Origin of the sequence: Chryseobacterium sp. MIQD13, from assembly GCF_050496705.1 — a bacterium.
Lineage (GTDB): Bacteria > Bacteroidota > Bacteroidia > Flavobacteriales > Weeksellaceae > Chryseobacterium.
Map to the genome: position 1 here is coordinate 123,745 of NZ_JBNWAF010000002.1, position 22,510 is coordinate 146,254.

Below are 22,510 nucleotides of genomic sequence, written 5' to 3' on the forward strand. Positions count from 1 at the left end.
GATATTTTTAATCTGCTAAATTAGGTGACAGCCATTTTCTCGCCTCCTGAGTACTGCAGCCTCTTCTCTTTGCATAATTCTCCAGCTGATCTTCTGTAATTTTTCCAAGTCCGAAATATTTGGCATGCGGACTCCCGAAATAATATCCGGAAACTGATGCTGTAGGGAACATCGCAAGGCTTTCAGTAAGGAAAACTCCCGTATTTTCTTCTACTTTTAAAAGATTCCAGATCGTTTTCTTTTCCAAATGGTCCGGACATGCAGGATAACCCGGTGCAGGACGTACTCCTTTATACTTTTCGGCAATCAGTTCTTCATTGCTTAAATTTTCCTGATTGGCATATCCCCAGTATTCTGTTCTTACTTTTTTATGTAAAAATTCAGCATAAGCTTCCGCAAATCTGTCGGCAAGAGCTTTTACCATAATGGCATTATAATCATCGTTTGCCTTTTCATATTCTTCTGCAAGCTCATCTGTTCCGAAACCTGTAGTCACACAGAAAGCTCCCACATAATCTGTTTTTCTGGAGGTATGCGGAGCTATGAAATCACTTAATGCTAAATATTCTTTTCCTTTTGATCGTTGAGCCTGTTGTCTTAATGTCAGGAATCTGGCTTGCTCTTTATTATTTTCGTCAAATATCAGAATATCATCCGTTTCATTAGAGTTTGCTTTGAAGATTCCAAAAACAGCTTTTGCTTTCAGTAGCTTTTCATCAAGGATTCTCTTTAAAATAACCTGTGCATCTTTAAATAATTCTTTGGCCTGTGCTCCTACAACCTCATCTTCCAGGATATTAGGGTATTTACCATGAAGATCCCAGCTTCTGAAAAATGGCGACCAGTCAATAAACGGAAGCAGTTCATTCAGATCCTGATCTTCTATTACCGTTACACCTAAGTTATTCGGTGTAAAGATCTCTTCGTTTTCCCAGTCGATGCTAAAATGATTTTCCCTTGCTTCTTCAATAGAAACATAATCTTTATCAACCTGTCTGTTCAGGAATTTCTCGCGGAAATCGGAATATTCGTCCTTCAGATCTGAAACATAGTCTTTATTTCTGTCACCCAATAATGAGCTCACTACATTTACAGCTCTGGATGCATCGTTCACGTGAACTACTGCATTTTTATATTTTAAATCGATCTTCACTGCGGTATGGGCTTTTGAAGTAGTAGCGCCACCAATCAGTAAAGGAAAATCAAGGTTTTGTCTTTCCAGTTCGGAGGCTATGTACACCATCTCATCAAGGCTTGGCGTAATCAATCCGCTTAATCCGATGACATCCACTTTTTCTTCAATTGCTGTCTGAATAATTTTCTCAGCGGGTACCATTACTCCAAGGTCCACAATCTCGTAATTGTTACAGCCTAATACAACGCTCACAATATTTTTCCCGATATCATGAACATCACCTTTTACCGTAGCCATAAGGATTTTTCCGTTGGCTGGCCTTGAACCGTCTTTTTCAGCTTCAATAAATGGCTGCAGATAAGCAACTGCTCTTTTCATTACTCTTGCAGACTTTACCACCTGTGGCAGGAACATCTTCCCGCTTCCGAATAAATCTCCTACAACGCCCATTCCGGTCATAAGGTTAATTTCAATCACATGCAATGGTTTTTCAGCCTGTAATCTCGCTTCTTCCACATCTTCTTCAATAAAACGGTCAATCCCTTTTACCAAAGCATGAGTAATTCGCTCCTGCAAAGGTTTTGTACGCCATTCTAAATCTTCAACGATTTCTTTTTTAACGGATTTATGCTTCTCTGAATAATCCAGAAGTCTTTCTGTAGCATCATCTCTTTTATCAAGGATAACATCTTCTACAAGCTCCAGAAGCTCTTTGTTAATCTCATCATATACCTCAAGCATGGAAGGGTTTACAATCCCGATATTCATTCCGGCCTGAATGGCATGGTAAAGGAATACAGAGTGCATTGCCTCTCTTACCGTATCATTTCCACGGAAAGAAAACGAAACATTACTCACCCCTCCACTCACGGATGCATAAGGAAGATTTTGTCTTACCCATCTTGTGGCTTCAATAAAATCGATGGCATTTTTTCGGTGTTCTTCCATTCCTGTTGCCACAGGGAAGATATTCAGGTCGAAAATAATGTCTTCCGCAGGGAAGCCGATCTGATTAACAAGGATATCATATGACCGTTTGGAAATTTCAATCCTGCGGTCAAAATTATCAGCCTGACCTGTTTCATCAAATGCCATTACGATTACGGCTGCACCATATCTTTTAACCGCTTTTGCCTGTTTGATAAATTCTTCTTCACCTCCTTTAAGACTGATGGAATTGACTACGCATTTACCTTGTGCTACCTGAAGTCCTGCTTCAAGAATCTCCCACTTGGAAGAGTCTATCATGATCGGAATTCTTGAAATATCCGGTTCTGAGGCTATTAAATTCAGAAATTTAATCATGGAAGCTTTTCCATCAATCAATCCGTCATCGAAATTGACGTCAAGAATCTGGGCACCGCCTTCTACCTGATGACGGGCAATATCAAGGGCTTCAGAGAATTTCTTTTCTTTTATAAGTCTTAAAAATTTTTTGGACCCTGCAACATTGGTTCTTTCACCAACATTGATGAAATTGCTTTCAGGGGTTATAATAAGGGGCTCAAGGCCGGATAATCTTAAATATTTCATTATTTGTCTATTCTTCTAAAATATAATAGGCATTGTTTGCATTCTGCCTGAGCAAATCCACATGCTTGCCTAAAGCGGTAAAAATTGGAAATCTTTTATAGGCTAAATCATGTTCTTTTGCAAATTCTTCGATCTCTTCTGTGATCTCGTTATAATACATATAGCTGTAATTCGGAAAAAGATGATGGGCCACATGGAAATTAAAGTTCCCCAAAATATTTCTCACCAGCCAGTTATTCTCTTTTAAATCATTAGTTACTTCAAACTGGTGACGGAGCCAGCTGAACGGAAGTCCGTTTTTTGAATCCAGTTTTGGAAAAGCATTGTCAGGAAGCGGATGTAAGGGCAACAGCACAAACAGCGCAAAAATACTTGCTGCTATCACCTGAAGAACCCATGCTCCCAATGCAAGTCCTACAGATACTTTAAAAAACAGGATAGGAACTGCAATCTGGTAAAAGAAATAAAACAGTTTGTAGCTTACCATTTTTACTTTTTCGATAACAGGAATTGAACCCTGAGTCTTTAAAATCACTCTTTCATTATCAAAAAAGTCCCTGAAATCTCTTATGAACATCCAATTAAAAAGATAAAGAGGATATACCAGAAAGAAAAACCTGTGCTGGAACTTCTGAACACCTTTTGCTTTAACCCATGGAACGATTAAAAGCAGACCGCTCTGTTCTATATCCGTATCCCATCCGTCTACATTCGGGTACGCATGATGACTGGCAATATGTCTTTTTTTCCAGATATATGAATTCGCTCCTATAAAGTCGAAAATATGCAGTACAAGTGAGTTTAATCTTTTGCTTTTATAAATATTGTTATGAGCCGCTTCATGGATGAGATTCAAATAAATCAGCACCAAAGCAATTCCCATTAGAACAAAACTTCCGACATATATCCAGGATTTGTCAGCATTGAATAAGGCAAAGAAATACAACGCAAAATAGACCAAAGGCAGGATAACCGCTTTGATCTGAATATAAATATCTCTGTTTTCAGGAATTCCTTCTATACGCTGATTCACTCTTTTTCTTAATTCATTAAAAAGTTTTATATCGTCTGAATTTTTTAAGTAACTGGGCTTTTCCATGATGTTAAATTTTGTGACTCACTTAAAGTTAACATTTATAATCAAGCACTTACCTCATATTCAATTAAAAAAATCTATTGATTTATATAAATCATGCAAATTTTTTCAATTTCCTTGGGGAATATCCGGCTACCAGATCTGCAATAGCTTTGATGTGATCAGGAGTTGTTCCACAGCATCCTCCTATAATATTGATCAGTCCTTTTTCCACATATTCTTTGATCTGTCTTGCCATATCTTCCGGTGTTTCATCATATTTTCCGAAAGCATTGGGAAGTCCGGCATTCGGATAAGCTGAAACATAAAATTCTGAATTATGGGCTAAAGTTTCCAGATAAGGTGTCAGCTGATCTGCTCCGAGTGCACAGTTGAAACCTACACTCAGTAAGTTTAAATGTGAAACAGAGATCAGGAATGCTTCAGCTGTCTGCCCGCTCAGTGTTCTTCCCGAAGCATCCGTAATGGTTCCTGAAACCATAATCGGAATTTTTATATTCCTTTCTTCCTGAATTTCATCAATAGCAAATAAAGCTGCTTTTGCATTCAGTGTATCGAAGATGGTTTCTACCAGAAGAATGTCGGAACCACCATCCAATAAAGCTTCAGACTGCTGCTTGTAAGCTAATCTCAATTCTTCAAAGGTGATCGCTCTGTAACCGGGATCATTAACGTCCGGACTTAAACTTGCCGTTCTGTTTGTAGGTCCTATGGAACCTGCAACAAATCTGGGTTTATCGGGATTTTGTGCTGTATATTCATCACATGCTTTTCTGGCGATCTTTGCTGACTCATAGTTCAGTTCATATACCAGATCTTCCATATGATAATCTGCCATGGCGATTGTGGTTCCCGAGAATGTATTGGTTTCTATAATGTCTGCTCCGGCTTCCAGATATTTCTTGTGAACTTCCTCAATCGCCTGAGGCTGTGTAAGAGAAAGCAGGTCATTATTTCCTTTTACAGGATGTTCCCAGTCTTTGAAACGCTCTCCACGGTAATCTTCTTCTTCAAACTTATAGCGTTGAAGCATGGTTCCCATAGCTCCGTCAAGAATTAATATTCTTTCGGATAAAGCTTTATATAGTTGTTCTGAATTTTTCATTTTTTAAATTTTGGCTAATCATTTCTGTTGTCAAAAATGTGCTTTTTCTGAATTAATCTAAAGCCTGTTTAAGATCTGCAATAATATCATCTACATGCTCAAGACCTACGGAGCAACGTACCAAACCTGCTGTGATTCCTACTTCATTTCTTTCCTCGTCGGTCAGTTTTGAATGCGTAGTGGATGCAGGATGCGTTACAATGGTTCTTGTATCTCCCAGATTGGCAGAAAGTGAGCACAGTTTTATTTTATCCAGGAAGTTCCTTCCGCCTTCTATTCCTCCTTTAATTTCGAAGGCTACGATATTTCCGCCAAGCTTCATCTGCTTTTTGGCTGTTTCATAACTCGGGTGGGATTTTAAGAATGGATATTTTACCAATTCTACATTTGGGTGGTCCTCTAAAAATTCTGCTACTTTAAGTGCATTTTCACAATGCTTTTCAACACGGATAGCCAATGTTTCAAGACTTTTTGACAATACCCATGCATTAAAAGGAGACATAGCCGGACCAGTATTTCTTGCAAAAAGATAAATCTCCCTGATCAGATCAGCTTTTCCTACTGCTACTCCACCCAACACTCTTCCCTGCCCGTCAATAAGCTTCGTTGCAGAATGGACAACAACATCTGCACCATATTTAATCGGCTGCTGAAGATAAGGTGTTGCAAAACAATTATCTACAATAAAGATAAGGTTGTGCTTTTTGGCAATCTGCCCGAAAAACTCAAGATCCAGAATTTCAATTGCCGGATTAGTTGGGGTTTCAAGGTACAGGATTTTTGTATTAGGCTTGATATACTGTTCCACGTTCCCAGCATCCTCTGCCTTGAAATAGGAAGTTTCGATATTCCATTTCGGGAAATATTTTGTAAATAAAGTATGTGTAGACCCGAATACTGACTGGCAGCTGACAATATGATCACCTGCATTCAATAAAGCAACAAATGTTGAATAAATAGCAGCCATTCCCGTTGCAAATGCATATCCTGCTTCTGCACCTTCCATTTTTGCAATCTTATCTGTAAATTCAGTCACGTTCGGATTTGAAAAACGGCTGTACAGGTTTTTAGGTTTTTCTTCAGCAAAACTTGCTCTCATATCTTCCGCATCCTGAAAAATAAAGCTTGATGTAAGATATAGCGGCGTTGTATGTTCATCAAACTGAGTTCTTTCAGTCTGGGTTCTTATCGCTGATGTTTCAAAATTTTCCATAAAATATTTAATTTACCAATAGAACAGTGTATCAATGGAACAATGAAATTCTTCGCTTCGCTCAGATGTAATCATTGGTAAACTGTTAAATTGTTATCTTGTTACATTAATTTATTTCGTTTCACTTACTCTTAAAATGTCTCCGAAAACTCCTCTCGCTGTTACCTGAGCTCCGGCTCCGGCTCCCATGATTACAATCGGGTTTTCACCGTAACTTTCCGTATAGATTTCAAAAATAGAATCTGAACCTTTCAACTGTCCTAAAGCTGAGCTTCCCGGTACAGAAACCAATTTTACATCGAGCTGGCCTTTATCCTTCTGAAGGTCACCATGAAGATCGCCCACATAACGAAGCACATGCCCCGGTTCCTGCCCTTCTTTGATTTTCTGATATTCTTCATCCAGCTCATCCAGCCTAGAGATAAACTCATTTTTATCAACGGACAAAAGATTTTCAGGAATTAAATTCTGAATATTGATATCCTGGAATTCATTAATCAGATCCAGTTCCCTCGCAAGGATCAGAAGTTTTCTTGCTACATCATTTCCGGAAAGGTCTTCGCGTGGATCAGGTTCTGTATATCCTTTCTCCATAGCTTCCCCAATGATTGTAGAGAATTTATCGTTTCTTACAGAGAAATTATTAAAAATGTAACTTAATGATCCGGAGAATACCCCTTTTATTCTGGTAATATTTTCTCCTGAAAGGTGTAATAATTTTATAGTATCAATCAATGGAAGGCCTGCTCCCACATTGGTTTCATAAAGATAACGTCTGTTGTTTTTACTCAACGTATATCTTAGTTTACGGTATTCTTCAATTGGCAGTGTGTTGAAAATTTTATTGGATGAAACCAGATCAAAGCCGTTTTCAGCCAATGCATGATAGTTCTTTACAAAATCTTTGCTTGCTGTATTGTCTACTACAATCAGGTTTTCCAGCTGATTTTCTTTTGAGAAATTGATCAGCTCTTCAACATTTGACGGATGTTCTGCCGTTAAAACCTCATCATTCCAGCCTTCATTGAAACCTTTTTTGTTAAATGCGATTTTTCTTGAATTGGCAACCGCAACTACTTTAAGGTCTATTTTTTTACGTCTTCTGATTTCTTCGGAAGACTGTAAAACCTGGTCTATTAAAGTTTTCCCTACATTCCCGTGCCCAATGATCGCCAGATGAACAGTTTTAGGTTTTTTGAATATTTCGGATTCAATGATATTTTTCGTTTTCTCATCCTGGGAAGAGGTAACTACAATATTAACTCTTTTCTCAGCTGCAACCTGATTCAGAAGAAGCGGAAATACATTATTCCTTGCAAGTTCTGCAAGTACTTTATTGAAATCTTCCGCTACAAAACCAAGTACGGAAACATTATTGATACTATAGATCTGGGAAACTTTCCCGGATTTTCTTTCTGCTTCAAACTCATCGATCAGGCAGGTTACTGCATTTTCTGCATCAGCTTCATTGACCAGAATTGAAATTCCGTTTTCGATAGCCTGCTGGGAGATCACTCCTACACTGATACGCGCCAAAGTAAGCGCCTTAAAAATTCTTCCGTCGATCCCGATTTCCCCTAAGAAATCTTCTCCTTCAAACTTGATGATTGATCTGTTTTTTAAAAACTTTATTTCGTTAGCATTTCTCATTCTACAAAATATTTTTTATGATAGTATTTAATTGTTCGTATTCCATTAAGAAGGCATCATGCCCGTGAATTGACTCTATTTCATGATAGAAAACTTCTTTATTTTTATCTTTCAGCTGCTTAAAGCACATTCGGATTTCAGAAGCAGGGAAAAATAAATCTGTATCTACTGCAATAAGGTGCATTCGGGCACTGATCTTTTCAAGCTGATGTTCTTCGGCATTGATATTCATCAGCAAATGATTCATCAATTTATAAGATTTTAAACTAAATCTTTCGTTTAATGAATTTCCATGATACACAAGCCAGTCTTCCGACTCAAGTCGCTGATTTTCAAGATCGTATCTGTTTTGAAATCTGTCATTTAAGGATTGAGGTGTCCTGTAACACAACATAGCATGGATTCTTGCTTTTTGCAGCGGTTCATCATTTCCGTTCAACAGAAATTTTTGAACAAGACACTGTGCATGAAGCCAGTCATGGGTTTTAAAGTCGCAGGCAATGGGAATAAAAATTTCCGCCAGCTGTGGCTGCTTGGCAAGCATTTCCCAGGCAATTCCTCCTCCGAGAGAACCTCCAATAATGGCATATAAATTTTTGATATGTAAAGCTTCAAGACCTTTCAGGAATATTTCTGCAATATCTGATGGTGTGAAATCTTCGTATTCGTCAATTAAAAAATGATCATATCCGTTTCCGGGGATATTGAAACACAGAACAGTATATTTATTTGTATCAATTACCTGATTTTCACCAATTAACTGCTTCCACCATCCTTTTTCTCCGGAAACATTTGAATTTCCGGTCAAAGCATGATTAACCAGTATAATGGGTGCTGAAAACAAGTCTTTCCCGAAGATCTGATAGGTCAACGGGATATGGCATTCCTTTTTGGAATGGGTGTGATACGAAAGATTAATATAGTTTAGTTCTGTTTTCAATTCTATTATTTTAATACAATTGAAAATGCCACAGGAAATGGCTGAAAAGAACTTCAGTGAGTTATCTGTCCAAAATAAATTGGTAGAACGTAGCACCTTCTCTGCTTGCGCAAAGGGTTGCTAAGGTTTCATAGGGTCTAATCCCTCAACCTTTCTTGATAACATTTTCAATATTTGAATGAACGCACTGCAAAGATATGTTTTTTCTTTTAAATTTTTCAAAAAAAATATTTAATATTAAAAAATGCTGTAATAATAAGTGTTTCAACGGTATGTTAATAATTCTTCAGGTGGAAGGAATTGGAATTATTTTTCAAAAAAACTAACTTCGTACTTGAAAAATGATGAAATATGACTGTTGAAAAAGAAAGATTACAAGATTCTAAATGGAAAAACTGGGGTCCGTACGTCAGCAACCGGCAATGGGGAAATGTGCGTGAAGACTACAGCCCGAACGGAAATGCCTGGCATTACGCAAACCATAATAATGCTGAAAGTTATACTTACCGATGGGGTGAAGAAGGGATCGCAGGAATCTCTGATGTGAAGCAGATTTTCTGTTTTGCTTTCTCGTTTTGGAATAAAAAAGATAAAATTGTAAAAGAGCGCTTTTTTGGTTTAAGCAATCCTCAGGGCAATCACGGAGAAGATATCAAAGAAATTTTTTATTATTTAGATAATACACCTACCCACAGCTATATGAAGATGGTGTATAAGTATCCGATCAATGCATTTCCTTATGATGATCTTGTTGCTGAAAACGGAAGACGAAGCAAAAAGGAACCTGAATATGAGCTGTTTGATACAGGGATTTTTAATGACGATGAATATTTCGATATTTTTATTGAATATTGTAAGGCGGATCATAATAATATCCTTGCAAGGGTAACTGTTCACAACAGAAGTAAGCAGGATGCTCCCATCGTTATAGCTCCGGCTGCGTGGTTCCGAAACAACTGGAAATGGGGCTACAATACATACAAGGGGCAAATGAATGCTTCGTATGATGGGTGCATTGACGTTAACCATGACAGTATTTCGATCAAAAAATTCTATTCAAGAAATCTGGCAGCAAAAAGCGCTTTCTGTGATAATGAAACCAATACTCCTAAATTATACGGGGCGCCTTATTCGGGAAACACTTATTTTAAGGATGGAGTCAATGATCACATTGTCTATGGGAGCAACACGGTAAATCCGGAAAAAAGAGGGACCAAAGCTTCTTTTATCATTGATGAAATCATTGAAGCAGGACAATCCAAAACTTTTGATTTCAGGTTATGTCCTGATGAGACGGACGAGCCTTTTGCAGATTTTGACGAGATCTTCAGTACAAGAGCTATCGAAGCAGATGAGTTCTACAATGAAATTCAGAGTGAAACAACTAATGAGGATGAAAGAAATGTTCAGAGACAGGCATTTGCAGGACTTCTCTGGAATAAACAGTTCTATCATTACAATGTAGGAAAGTGGCTGAAAGGCGACCCAAACCATGAAGCTCCGAGGAATTTTAATGAATATGTAAGAAACACGGAATGGAACCATCTTCATAATAAAGATATTATCTCTATGCCCGATAAATGGGAGTATCCGTGGTATGCAACATGGGATCTGGCGTTTCACTGTGTTCCTTTTTCTATCATTGACGGTGAATTTGCCAAGGGGCAACTTTTACTGTTAACCAAGGAATGGTATATGCATCCGAATGGCCAGCTTCCTGCTTATGAATGGAATCTGAGCGATGTGAATCCACCGGTACATGCATGGTCGTGTTTCCGGGTTTTTAAGATTGATGAAAAGCAGAATGGCAAGCCTGATCTTTTGTTTCTTGAAAAAGTCTTCCAGAAGCTTCTTCTGAATTTTACCTGGTGGGTAAACCGAAAGGATAAAAACGGTAAAAACATTTTTGGAGGCGGTTTCCTTGGACTGGATAATATCGGGGCTTTCGACCGGAATATGGAACTGAAGGACGGTCAACATCTTGAACAGGCTGACGGAACAAGCTGGATGGCTATGTATGCTCTTAATATGATGCGGATTGCCATGGAGCTGGCTCAGTACTATCAGGTGTATGAAGATATGGCAATTAAGTTTTTTGAGCATTATCTGTATATCGCAGAAGCTATGGAAAATTTAGGAGATGGAAAAGAAGGTTTATGGAATGAAGAGGATGGATTTTTCTATGATGTACTGCAGCTGGGTAACGGAGACAGTGTCTCTCTGAAATTGAGAAGTATCGTAGGATTGATTCCGATGTTTGCAGTAGAGATTGTAGATCATCATTTACTGGATAAAATGCCGAATTTCCAGGCAAGAATGGAATGGGTATTAAAGAACAAGCCTGAACTTACGAAACTGGTTTCCCACTGGGATGAGGAAGGACAGGGAAGAAAGCACCTGATGAGTATTCTCCGTAAAAACAGGCTGACAAAAGTTCTGAACAGAATGCTTGATGAAAATGAATTTTTAAGTTCTTACGGAATCCGTGCGATGTCAAAAGTGTATGAGGAAAATCCTTTCATATTCTCTGTTCACGGAACAGAAAATGTAGTTTATTATACTCCTGCTGAGAGTGACAGCCGTATGTTCGGTGGTAACAGCAACTGGCGCGGACCTATCTGGTTCCCTATCAATTTCCTTATTGTGGAAAGTTTACAGCGTTTTCATTTTTACTATGGCAACAGCTTAAAAGTGGAATTCCCAACCGGAAGCGGTGAGAAGAAAAACCTGGATGAAGTAGCACAGAATATCAGCAGAAGGCTGTGTTCATTATTTTTAAAGGATGAGGATGGACAAAGGCCTTTCAACGGAGGTAATGCCAAGTTCAATTATGATGAACATTTTAAGGATTATATTACTTTCTTTGAATATTTTCATGGTGACAATGGCCGGGGTGTTGGTGCTTCCCATCAGACGGGATGGACTGCAACGGTTGCCAAACTTATGAAACCTAGATTAACAGTATAAATATAAAGCCTCTTTTTAAGAGGCTTTTTTATTAAAAGTCGAGTTTCAAGAAATATATTATGTAAAATCGTACCCTTTATTTTTTGCCTACCTTTGCGCGAGAAAACACACACAATGAAAAATATTTCTTCTTCCTTTTTCCTGTCAGCTCAGTCAGGAAATTCCAATCCGGGCAATCTACCCAATTTGTTATTCAAAATCCACACTATTCATTTTTAGACTAAGCTTACTATCTTTTTAATTGACTGCTCTTTATTCTCAGAGGGATTTTCTTTGGATAGCAGTGATAAGCACAATAAAAAAACCAATACACTATTTATGAAAACAAAATTATTTTGTTTAGTTTCTTTCCTAATGTTCAGCTTGGGAATGAAATCACAGAACATCAGTATTCCTGATCCGAATTTTAAAGCCAAATTACTTTCAGCCTCTTCCACTAATACGGTTGCAAAAAATCTCACTGGAAATTATTTTGCCATTGATACCAACAGTGACGGGGAAATTCAGCAGAGTGAGGCCAATCAGGTCGGAGCTCTTTATTTAAGTAATTCCGGTATTAATTCGGTGAACGGTATAACAGGTTTTACAAATCTTGAAATGCTGGATATTAATCATAATACTGTCATTTCACTACAAGTGAACAGTATGGCAAGCCTGAAATGGATTGATGCTTCAAATACCAATTTATCAGATATAGCTCTGGGAAACAGTATTGAATACTTAAATCTCAAAGAATCAAAAGTTACTGATCTGGATGTTAGCAATAAAAGTAATCTCAGCTATTTAAATTTAGAAAACAATATTAATATTGCTAATCTGAAGGCCAACAACTGTAATTTATCAACTCTAATTTTAAATGGATGTACCAATCTTCGTTCACTGGATTGCAGTTACAATCATTTAACTTCATTAGACCTTCAGAATCTTAATATTACAGAGCAAATCTATTACAACGGATCTTATTTGGTATTTCCCAGAGGTGGTGTGAACTGCAGCCATAATAATATATCAAATCTTAATATCACCAATTTAACCACCAATTTTCTGGATTGCAGCTATAATAATTTAACGAGTCTGGATACAACAAATCTAACGCTTCTAAGAATTCCCAATATAGCGCTAAATTCACCTACGCTGCCTTTAACGGTATATTTAAACTGCAGCCATAATCAACTGACTTCGATTATAAGTAATGACAGTTTTGTATTGCAATCTTTTGACTGCAGCTATAACAATTTAACAGCTTTAAATATTAACCAACTTACATCAATTGAATTTGATTGCAGTAATAATCAACTTACTTCACTAAATATCAGTGATGTTTCTAAAATAATTAATCTGAATGCCAGCTATAATCAGCTAACAACATTTGTAAGTCCTGCATTACCTAAGATAAGTGATGACCTTCTGGTGAATCCAGCAATACCTCAGTCAATCAATTGCAATAACAATTTAATAACATTATTGGATATCACTAAAACGAAGGCAGAAAATATATTTGCAGAAAATAATAATATTATAAATGTTTTTGCGAAGAACGGTGTATGGAATGAAGGTCTTCATTTACTGAACAATCCTAACCTGTATTATATTTGTGCAGATGATTTTTCACTTGATCCAACCGATCCAAATTATGATTATAGTGAGGTAGATTATTTAAGAGATATGCTTAACTCTAATAATTTATATCCCAATGTTAATTCATACTGTAATTTTGTTCCCGGGGGGAATTACAATACCATCAAAGGAAATGTAAGATTTGATGATAATAATAACAGCTGCGACATTAATGATGAAGTTTTCGCGCACATGAAATTAAAAGTGAACAACGGAACATCTACTGAAGAAACTTTCGTAAAAAGTACCGGAGATTATAACCTGAATACGCAGGCCGGAAACTTTACTTTAACAGCAGAACCGGAAAATCCATCATTATATATAGTAACTCCTTCTACTTTCATAGTAAATTTTGCAGATAATAACAATAATATAACTACTCAAGATATTTGTGTAACCAAAAATGGAAACGTTAAAGACCTTGAGGTTATTTTTGCACCTGTTACAGATGCACGACCAGGTTTTGATGCCGTATATAAGGTAATCTGGAGAAATAAAGGCAATACTGCGCTTTCAGGAAATGCAGTGGTTGTATTCAATAATTCTAAAATGAATTTCTTATCTTCATCGCTGCCTCCTTCAGTTTTCGGAAATCAGATAACATTTAATTTTACGAACTTAAAACCTTATTCCAATACGTCTTCTGAAATTACATTTAATGTAAATCCTCCTACTCACCCTTCAAATCCAGTTAATATAGGGGATCAGCTTAATTTTTCTGCATCAGTAACTCCTTTATCGGGCGACGCACATCCTTCCGATAATGAATTTGCTTATCAGCAAACCGTAACAGGGTCCTTCGATCCAAATGACATCACATGTCTTGAAGGAAATCAAATACCGATATCTATGGTCGGCAAAGATCTTCATTACATCATCAACTTCGAAAATACGGGAACTGCGCCTGCCACGAATATTATGGTGGAAATGGATGTTAATCCTGATGATTTCAATATTTCTTCCTTACAGTTACAGAATACTTCACACGGAACCTACACAAAGATTACCGGCAATAAAGTTGAATTTATGATGAAAGATATCAATCTTGCGGCTTCCCAACATGGAAATATCACGCTTAAAATAAAGACTAAAGCAGGCCTTGTTTCGGGAGAAAGTGTAAGTGGAAAAGCTAATATCTATTTCGACTATAATTTCCCTGTTGCAACTAATGAAGCAGTAACCGTAATTGGTGGTACTGTACTTCAAACTTTGGAATCCAATGAAAAATCGAGTGTGAATGTTTACCCGAATCCAACGAAAGGAGATGTAAACATAGAGTCTGACTCAAAAATAAGATCTGTAGAAGTATATGATGCTCAAGGAAGACTTATCCAGAAACAGACCGGCATTAATGGTGAAAAAACAAAAATTTCTATTTATACAGCTGCTTCAGGAGTATACTATTTTAAGGTCATTACTGAAAAAGACAGCTTTATGAAAAAAGTAGTCAAAAACTAATTTCTTTTTTTATCTTTTTTATTGAAAACAGCCCGCGACAATGTCGCGGGCTGTTTATTATTTAAAAAACTTAGTCTAAATTTTTTCTCCGTTTACAAAAACTTCATATCCGATCTCTACATTCGGTTCTAAAGTTTTTGATACGGAACAATATTTTTCAAAAGACAGTTCAGCTGCCTTTAATGCTTTTTTAGGATCTATATTTCCTTCTAAAAGAAATTTTACTTTGATCGCTTTAAATGGTTTTGCATCTTCCACAGGAACTCTTTCCCCTTCTACTTCTGCCTTGAAACCGGTGATTTCCTGACGTTGTTTTTTCAAAATAGATACTACATCTATCCCACTGCATCCGGCAACCGCCATCAGCACGCTTTCCATTGGAGAAACACCTTTAGCTCCGGGCTGTGAAGTATTGTCCAAAAGGATTGAATTTCCCTGAGAATTGATACATTCAAATAAAAAATCGTCGTTTATTCTGTTAAGTGTTATTTTCATTTTCGAATTTTATTGTAAGATTTCTGGTTACACCTGGAATGGTGAACCATTAGATTTATTTTATGCAAAATTATAAAATTCCTCTCGCTTTTATCTCAAGATATTTATTGATAACGTCAATATTTAAATTTTCAGGAAGAGTATAAACGGTATAGATTCCATATTTCCAGAGTTCCTGAATGATCAGTTTCTTTTCAAATTCAAACTTTTCAGCAATAACCTCATCGTAAATTTCCTGCATACTTTCAGGGTTTTTATGAATAAGGGTCTGTAGCTCAGAGTTTTTGAAAAACACGACAACCAACAGGTGGTTTTTAGCAATACCACGAAGGTATTTCAGTTGGCGGTTCAATCCGTCAAGGGTTTCAAAATTGGTAAAAAGCAGAACTAGGCTTCTCTGGTTCAGAGAATATTTTACATCCTGGTACAGACGGTTGAAATCACTTTCAAAAAAATCGGTTTTAATATTATATAATGCTTCCGAAATCTTTTTCAGCTGCCCGGATTTATTTTCAGCAGCCACTTTATTCTCCGTTTTTTTGGAAAAGGTCATCATTCCGGCTCGGTCACCTTTTTTCAGAATAATATGGGACAAGGCCATTGCTGCGTTAATTGAATAATCAAGCAGGCTCAATCCGTTGAAAGGCATTTTCATTGTCCTTCCTTTATCAATCAGAATAAAGATCCGCTGTGATTTCTCATCCTGAAACTGATTGACCATTAATCGGTTCGTTTTAGAAGTAGCTTTCCAGTTGATAGTCCTGATATCATCTCCGGGAACATATTCTTTGATCTGTTCAAATTCCATGGTATGGCCCAGTTTTCTGACCTTTTTAATTCCACCCAGCATAAATTCACTCTGCAATGCCATCAGCTCATACTTTCTGAGATGAACAAAGGACGGATAAGCAGGAAGCATAACATCTTTCTGGAAATTGAACCTTTTTGCTACAAATCCTAAAGGGGAAGAAGCATACACATTCAGATTTCCGAAGCTGTACTCCCCTCTTTTTTTAGGCTCCAGACTGTACTGGAAATAGGTATTTCTTCCTGGTTCAATATTTTGTGTAATCAAAAAATCTCTTTTCTGAAACTGAAACGGAATTTCATCAATGATCTTTGTACTGATCTTAAAGCCGTAATTATTTTTTATATCAATCTTTACAAAGTTTTCATCCCCATTGGAGAGTTTCTCAGGAAGTATCCTCTGAGCAAGTAACGCATTCTTCTGATTAAACAACAAAAGATAATCTACCATTACTGCAAGAAAACACAGTATCAACAGAATATGAGCAACCCACATCATAACAGGGAAGAAAAATGCAAGGACATACACAATCCCCACTCCTATGAGCGAAAAGAAAAATCGTGTATTGATGTATAGGTTTTTCATTTTTTAAGAGATTTGGGAACAAGGAACTATATTCTGATAAACAATTATCTTATGAATCTAATCCTTAATCTACCTAGGAATCTCTATTCCTTCTAAAATCTGGCGTATAATTTCATCTGCTGTAAGGCCCTCCATTTCTCTTTCAGGAGAAACGATCACTCTGTGCCTTAATACGGCATAACTTGCTTCTTTAATGTCTTCAGGAGTCACAAAGTCTCTTCCCCTAAGTGCTGCAAAAGATTTGGAAGCCGTAAGCAAAGCCAATGAAGCTCTTGGAGAAGCTCCCAGATATAAGAACTGGTTTTCTCTTGTATTGACTATAATTTTAGCAATATATTCCATAAGCTGGGCTTCCACGATAATTTCTTTTACCAAATTCTGGTAACTTTTCAGCTGTTGTGCGGTAATCACACGGTTAACACCTTCTGTTTTATCCTCTTTCTTGCTTTCATGCTGGTTTCTTATAATAGCAATTTCCTGTTCAAGATTAGGGTATCCTACATTAATTTTGAACAGGAAACGGTCCAGCTGAGCTTCTGGAAGTCTATAAGTTCCTTCATGTTCTATAGGATTCTGGGTAGCCACTACCAGGAATGGCTCGTCCATTGTATAACGGATTCCGTCCATTGTAATCTGTCTTTCTTCCATTACTTCAAACAAAGCCGCCTGAGTTTTTGCCGGTGATCTGTTAATTTCATCAATTAATATAAAACTGGAGAAGATAGGTCCTTTTTTAAATTCAAATTCAGAGTTTTTCACACTGAAAACAGAGGTTCCCAGAATATCTGATGGCATAAGATCCGGCGTAAACTGGATCCTGCTGAAACCTACATCAATGGTTTTTGCCAGAAGTTTAGCCGTAATGGTTTTTGCCACCCCGGGAACACCTTCAATCAATACATGTCCGTTTGATAAAAGAGCGGCAATAAGATGCTCTACCATGCTTTCCTGACCTACAATAACTTTAGCGATCTCGGCTTTTACTTTATCTAAACTGGCTCGAAGCTCAATCATATCAATTCTTGACTGAAACTGATCTTCGTTTTTATTTAAATTTATAGAATTCTGATTTTCTAAATTCTGGTTTTCAAAGTTTTCCATAATTATATTTTTTTTCAATATAACAATGCAACAATTTTATCGTTACCTGTTTTTGCTATTTGGTATATTATCACAATACTAGATGGTGACATCATTTATTTGAGTATCTCATCAAGGAGCTTATTCATTCTTACAAGATCTTCTTTCATCACACTTGCATAAGGATCCTGCCCTTTTCTGATCAGCATTATAGCTTCTTCAATCATTTCAATTGGTTTGCCTGTTTTTAAATGAAGCTTGTTCGCAAATTCCGCATCCAGGTTCTGTGTGTCAATAAGGAGGTCCATTCTTATTTTATTCAGGAAATACTGGGCTTTTTTAGCCATCATATCATGAAAATTTCCTTCCTGAAGATAAAGGTTTCCAATACTTTTCACAAAATCCACTGAAGTATTTCTCAACGGCTCTAAAATAGGCACTATCCGTTGTTTTCTTTTTGCATTGAAGAAAATAAACAGCACAAGCCCGCCCAAAAACACCCACCATGCATATTTCAATGCAGGATTAGAAAGAACAAATCTCATGAAGAAACGTGAGACTTTAGTATCATTTTCTACAAACCAGATTGTTTCCCTATCCTGAAGGTACGAAAAAACATCCTGTGCATATTTTAAGTTTCCTGGTTTCAAAAGATAATAATTGGTCAGGAAAAGTGGTTCACTGTGGACAAAGATTGTTCCTTTTCCAAAGCTGGTTTTGATAAAATTTGCCTGGTCTGTATTGTCCTTTTCTACGGTTTTCCCTAAAACTTCCACTTCCGGTTTGATGTATGAAAATCCTCTGCCCGACGGGAATTTATCCAGTTTAATAAAATCATTCTGATATTGTTTATCAGTAAGCTTCAACACATTTTCTTCTGCAAAAGAAATATCCGAACTATGATAACCGATAGTGTCTGAAATATCCTTTGGAGTACGGCTTACCAATATCATGGCATCTGATCCGTTGGATACCTGTTCCAGAATCTTTTTCCAGGATTGTTTATCCAGATCTTTTTCTATGATGATAATATTGTGCGGCTCTTTTTTTCTTTGGCTATAATAGTCGTAAGGGGTCTGCTCAGGCTTTTTCAGATTATTTTTAAACAGATCTTTGGCTTCATTATTAAAAACAAACAGTCCGAAAGGTGACTTTTCATTAATACTGAAATTCTTACGCCAGTCTGTTGTTTCTTTTTTATTGACTTCAAGCAACGCCAGAATAAGCATCACAACGATGAATATTACAGCATATATTTTGAAGGTTTTTTTCATGGTTAAGATTTAATTAAGGTTTAAATGCCTGGTACTGGTTTTTAAATTTCAGGTAAGTCTGTTCATCAATGGCAAATTCTCCGTACCATACGTAATCGAAGATGTAAGACAGCTCAGAAAATTCTTTTTTCAGATGTTCTGCTTTTAGTTCTTTCAGGTAATCTTTATTGGTCTTTTCAGGATTCCAGTTTATTTGTTTTTTGTCACTCAGTTTTTTCAGAATAAACAAAAACTGGTAACGGACCGCAGAACGGTAATCCCCTTCCCGTTCAAATTTTATAATACTTTCCGGAAAATTGATCTCGTGAATATTCTCATGAAGCTCTTCTGCATTGATATCCACTTTTCTGTTTTTCTTGCCGAAGAAAAGATTTCCGTCTTTTCCCATTAAATATTTAATGATAAAATAAAGGAGAAATCCTACCAGAATAATAGCAAACAGACGTATAAGGATAGTTGTAATTTTAGCAGAATTGGTAAAAACCCTTTCACCAAAAATACTCTGAAGGATCTGATCTATTCGCCTCATCAGCTTTTGAAAGAAAGATTCTCTTGGCTTCGAAACTGAATAATCAAATTCATTTCCTTTATATCTTGACTGAAGGTTTTCTTTGAATGCCTTTGGATAGACCGTGTTTTCTGAAACCGGTTTTCTGATCAGCACAGAATCTGCACGGAGCATATTTCTGTAATGTCCCGTTCCCAGAGAGTCTTCAATATATTCTTCTACCGTTGCAGCTCCATCGTCATCCTGCGCATGAACAGAACAAATGGAGAAAAAAAGCAGCAGAAAAAAAAGGAATTTATTCATTAATACCTATGGTGTCTATTTCTTCAAGTTCAACTTTCTGATGAAGGTCTGTCCTGCTGTCGTAATACATTAGTCCCGCATTAACATACATCAGATTGGAAAGGATTAAGGAGGCAAGCATTGAAACTCCATAGAATATAAAGAAAATAATGCCCGCTGCACCCGTGAAAGGATTTTCTTCAAAATTTCCGTCCGGAGCTGATGTAAGAAGGGAACCATACATAAAGATCATGGGAATGAATGTAAATACGGAAGTAATCATGTACATAATGACAAACATGATGATGGAGGCTCCCCAATATTTCCAGAACGGAGATTTTTCATTTCCGTTGGGATAGGAAAACTGTGATCTTATGGAATAGCTCAGGCTCTCAATAAAGCCTCTCTTTGTATTAAAATAATCATACATTAGAAATCCGGAAACATTGAACGCCGTAGGATAAACAAGCAGCATCAGGAAAAAGCCAATGATGATCAGCATCAGTAAGTAAGAAAATCCTACCACTATCATCATTATAGGGGTCACGATAAACAGCATACCTACACAGAGTTTCGCAATTCTTCCGGCATTTCTCTTAAAATCGCCCAAAATCTCGTCTGCTTTAATCTTCTGAGCTCCTTCAGTTATCCTTTTCAAATAAAAAACAGGATACAGATAATTGACTATTGCAAGGAGTATAAAAAGTAAAAAGACAAGTATTCCGGTAACAATTAGCATTCCTGCATTTTCTGAAAAATACCGCTCAAAATAGTAACTTTCCCCACCAATATTGGAACCGATAAGCTGTCCGAAAATTTCTCTGAATCCAAAAATTACGATGGCAACTGTTAAGATTAACAGCAGGCCGTTGATCAGGATATAATTCTTAAAATAATTTTTTCCGTATAATTTGAAAAAGTTGAAGCTGTCACTAATGAAAGCTCCAAATTCTCTTTTCTTATAAAACTGCATCATTGGTTTGGTTATTAATTTTTTTATACACCACTGAAGGATAAACAAAGTAGTAAAATCCTATAATGGCAAGTGAACTGATTATTATAGCTAAATTTACCGTAATCGGCATTTTTAAAGCATGTCTCGTAACGTAACCTTCGATAATTCCGGCACAAATCGTGAACGGAATGGTACTCAGGAAAATTTTAAAGGAATCTTTAAAACCTCTTTTAAAGGAGTTGAATCTTGAAAATGTTCTCGGAAACAGAATGCTAGCTCCCAAGATAAGACCGCACATAGCTTCCACCACCATGGCAAAGATCTCAAAAACACCATGAAGCCAGATTCCTCTTGCACTGTCTTTCAAAGCTCCGTAATCATAGAAAAAATACTGAAAGGATCCCAGCATTACACTGTTGGAGAGCAGGGCAAACAAAGTTCCTACTCCTCCGGAGATTCCATAAATATATAATTTAGCCCCAACTCCAATGTTATTAAAAATGATCCCGATCGTGCTTCCCCATGTAGAACCGCTCTGGTAAACTCCTACAGCATTTCCTTTTTTTATATTTTCTATGGTTTCGTTTACATAATCTTCTCCAAGAATGATTTTCGCAAAGTCTTTATCATATGCCCCGGAAAGCACCCCTATTAAGGTGAACAGAATGAAGAATAAAAAAGCATACGCAAGATATCTTCTGTACTGGTAAACCAATAACGGAACTTCCGTCCTGAAGAAATAAGTCAGTCTGTTCTCCTCTACTCTTTTGGTCTTATAGATCTTCTGAAATATTTGTGAAGACAGATGATTAAGGTATACAGTGGTATTACTTTTAGGATAATAGGTCTGTGCAAATGAAAGATCATTGATCAGGTTGATATACAACGAAGACAGGTCATCAGGATTTTTTTTTACTTTCCCTTGAATAACCTGTTCAATTCCCAACCATTTTTCTTTATTTTGTTTAATGAAATAAACTTCTCTCATAATTGTAAGGCTAAAATAATAAAAATTATGTCTCAAATTGCGATAAATACCTCACAAAATGTAAATATTAATTTTAATATTGCCAGTGTAGGAGAAAGAATGCTCGCCTTCATTATCGACCTTCTGATAAAGGTTGCTTATGCCGTTATTATATTCTATCTTTTCTTCAATGTTTTTGATCTTGGGTATTTATTAAACGGGCTCGATCAGTGGTCTATCATGGCAGTTTATATTGTTCTTACATTTCCCATTTATATTTATCCTGTTGTTTTGGAAAGCCTTATGGAAGGACAGACTCCCGGGAAAAAGCTGATGAAAATCCGGGTCGTAAAAATTGATGGCTATCAGGCAAGCTTTGGTGATTACCTGATCCGTTGGATGTTCAGGCTGATTGATACCTCGGCAGCTGGTGTCGTAGGCCTTATTTCCATGATCGTTTCTAAAAACAACCAGCGTCTGGGTGATATTGCTTCCGGTACTGCCGTGATTTCCCTAAAGAACAACATTAATATTTCTCATACTATCTTAGAGAACATTCATGAAAGTTATGTTCCGTCATTTCCCCAGGTAATTGCGTTAAGCGATAATGATATGCGGATCATCAAAGATAATTATACCAAAGCTCTGAAAGTAGATGACCGCCAGATTATCAGCCGTCTTTCAGATAAAATCAAAAGTATTTTAAAACTGGAAATAGATCCGTCTAAAATGACCGAGAGACAGTTTATTAATGTAGTGATCAAAGATTATAACTATTATACAGGAAAAGATAATTGATGATTATGAAGCTTACTCATAATTACACCAAAATCTCCGGTCGG

The 22,510-nt window shown here is 36.8% G+C and carries 16 protein-coding genes and 1 riboswitch; of the genes, 3 read left to right on the top strand and 13 right to left on the bottom strand.

The genetic code is table 11. The annotated features are described in order from the left end of the window. Positions 1-7 precede the first annotated feature (7 nt). The 6 genes from metH to ACQWU4_RS07685 all read right to left on the bottom strand — a co-directional run bounded on the left by metH (position 8) and on the right by ACQWU4_RS07685 (position 8,672). Entirely contained in the window at positions 8-2,668 is a 2,661-nt protein-coding gene (metH, locus tag ACQWU4_RS07660; protein ID WP_429935193.1) for a methionine synthase, read from the bottom strand. 7 nt (positions 2,669-2,675) lie between these two features. Next, positions 2,676-3,767: a fatty acid desaturase family protein gene (locus ACQWU4_RS07665; RefSeq protein WP_429935194.1), complete on the bottom strand. Its 1,092-nt coding sequence runs from the start codon at positions 3,765-3,767 to the stop codon at positions 2,676-2,678. 91 nt (positions 3,768-3,858) lie between these two features. Beyond that, on the bottom strand, positions 3,859-4,869 hold the full coding sequence (locus tag ACQWU4_RS07670; protein WP_429935195.1) for a homocysteine S-methyltransferase family protein: 1,011 nt from the start codon (positions 4,867-4,869) through the stop codon (positions 3,859-3,861). Between the two features lie 52 nt (positions 4,870-4,921). Next, positions 4,922-6,082 (bottom strand): O-succinylhomoserine sulfhydrylase, encoded by a 1,161-nt coding sequence (locus ACQWU4_RS07675; RefSeq protein ID WP_429935196.1) that lies wholly within the window; start codon positions 6,080-6,082, stop codon positions 4,922-4,924. 111 nt (positions 6,083-6,193) lie between these two features. After that, on the bottom strand, positions 6,194-7,732 hold the full coding sequence (locus ACQWU4_RS07680; protein ID WP_429935197.1) for an ACT domain-containing protein: 1,539 nt from the start codon (positions 7,730-7,732) through the stop codon (positions 6,194-6,196). A 1-nt stretch (position 7,733) separates the two neighbouring features. After that, positions 7,734-8,672: an alpha/beta fold hydrolase gene (locus ACQWU4_RS07685; protein WP_429935198.1), complete on the bottom strand. Its 939-nt coding sequence runs from the start codon at positions 8,670-8,672 to the stop codon at positions 7,734-7,736. A gap of 58 nt (positions 8,673-8,730) precedes the next feature. Further along, positions 8,731-8,837, bottom strand: a riboswitch (SAM riboswitch). Between the two features lie 186 nt (positions 8,838-9,023). On the opposite strand from ACQWU4_RS07685, the gene ACQWU4_RS07690 reads away from it, so the two are divergent. Both ACQWU4_RS07690 and ACQWU4_RS07695 read left to right on the top strand, forming a co-directional pair. Then, positions 9,024-11,639: an MGH1-like glycoside hydrolase domain-containing protein gene (locus tag ACQWU4_RS07690; RefSeq protein WP_429935199.1), complete on the top strand. Its 2,616-nt coding sequence runs from the start codon at positions 9,024-9,026 to the stop codon at positions 11,637-11,639. A 318-nt stretch (positions 11,640-11,957) separates the two neighbouring features. Beyond that, complete coding sequence (locus tag ACQWU4_RS07695) at positions 11,958-14,714, top strand: DUF7619 domain-containing protein (protein ID WP_429935200.1); 2,757 nt, start codon at positions 11,958-11,960, stop codon at positions 14,712-14,714. A 75-nt stretch (positions 14,715-14,789) separates the two neighbouring features. On the opposite strand, the gene ACQWU4_RS07700 is transcribed toward ACQWU4_RS07695, so the two are convergent. From ACQWU4_RS07700 to ACQWU4_RS07730, 7 genes are all read right to left on the bottom strand, one after another. Then, positions 14,790-15,209, bottom strand: coding sequence for an OsmC family protein (locus ACQWU4_RS07700; protein ID WP_429935201.1), 420 nt, complete (start codon positions 15,207-15,209; stop codon positions 14,790-14,792). Between the two features lie 70 nt (positions 15,210-15,279). Next, entirely contained in the window at positions 15,280-16,602 is a 1,323-nt protein-coding gene (locus ACQWU4_RS07705) for a DUF58 domain-containing protein (protein WP_429935202.1), read from the bottom strand. Positions 16,603-16,671: 69 nt separating this feature from the next. Further along, entirely contained in the window at positions 16,672-17,703 is a 1,032-nt protein-coding gene (locus ACQWU4_RS07710) for an AAA family ATPase (protein WP_429935203.1), read from the bottom strand. A gap of 95 nt (positions 17,704-17,798) precedes the next feature. Continuing rightward, positions 17,799-18,956, bottom strand: a complete 1,158-nt coding sequence (locus tag ACQWU4_RS07715) for a DUF4350 domain-containing protein (RefSeq protein ID WP_429935204.1) — start codon at positions 18,954-18,956, stop codon at positions 17,799-17,801. 13 nt (positions 18,957-18,969) lie between these two features. Then, entirely contained in the window at positions 18,970-19,767 is a 798-nt protein-coding gene (locus ACQWU4_RS07720; RefSeq protein ID WP_429935205.1) for a DUF4129 domain-containing protein, read from the bottom strand. After that, entirely contained in the window at positions 19,760-20,722 is a 963-nt protein-coding gene (locus ACQWU4_RS07725) for a DUF4013 domain-containing protein (RefSeq protein ID WP_429935206.1), read from the bottom strand. The genes ACQWU4_RS07720 and ACQWU4_RS07725 overlap by 8 nt, the downstream gene beginning before the upstream one ends. Further along, positions 20,706-21,689 carry a stage II sporulation protein M gene (locus ACQWU4_RS07730; protein ID WP_429935207.1) on the bottom strand — a complete coding sequence of 328 codons (984 nt, stop codon included), beginning with the start codon at positions 21,687-21,689 and terminating at the stop codon, positions 20,706-20,708. Before ACQWU4_RS07730 ends, ACQWU4_RS07725 begins: the two co-directional genes overlap by 17 nt. A 27-nt stretch (positions 21,690-21,716) precedes the next feature. On the opposite strand from ACQWU4_RS07730, the gene ACQWU4_RS07735 reads away from it, so the two are divergent. After that, positions 21,717-22,466: an RDD family protein gene (locus ACQWU4_RS07735; RefSeq protein ID WP_429935208.1), complete on the top strand. Its 750-nt coding sequence runs from the start codon at positions 21,717-21,719 to the stop codon at positions 22,464-22,466. Positions 22,467-22,510: the final 44 nt, after the last annotated feature.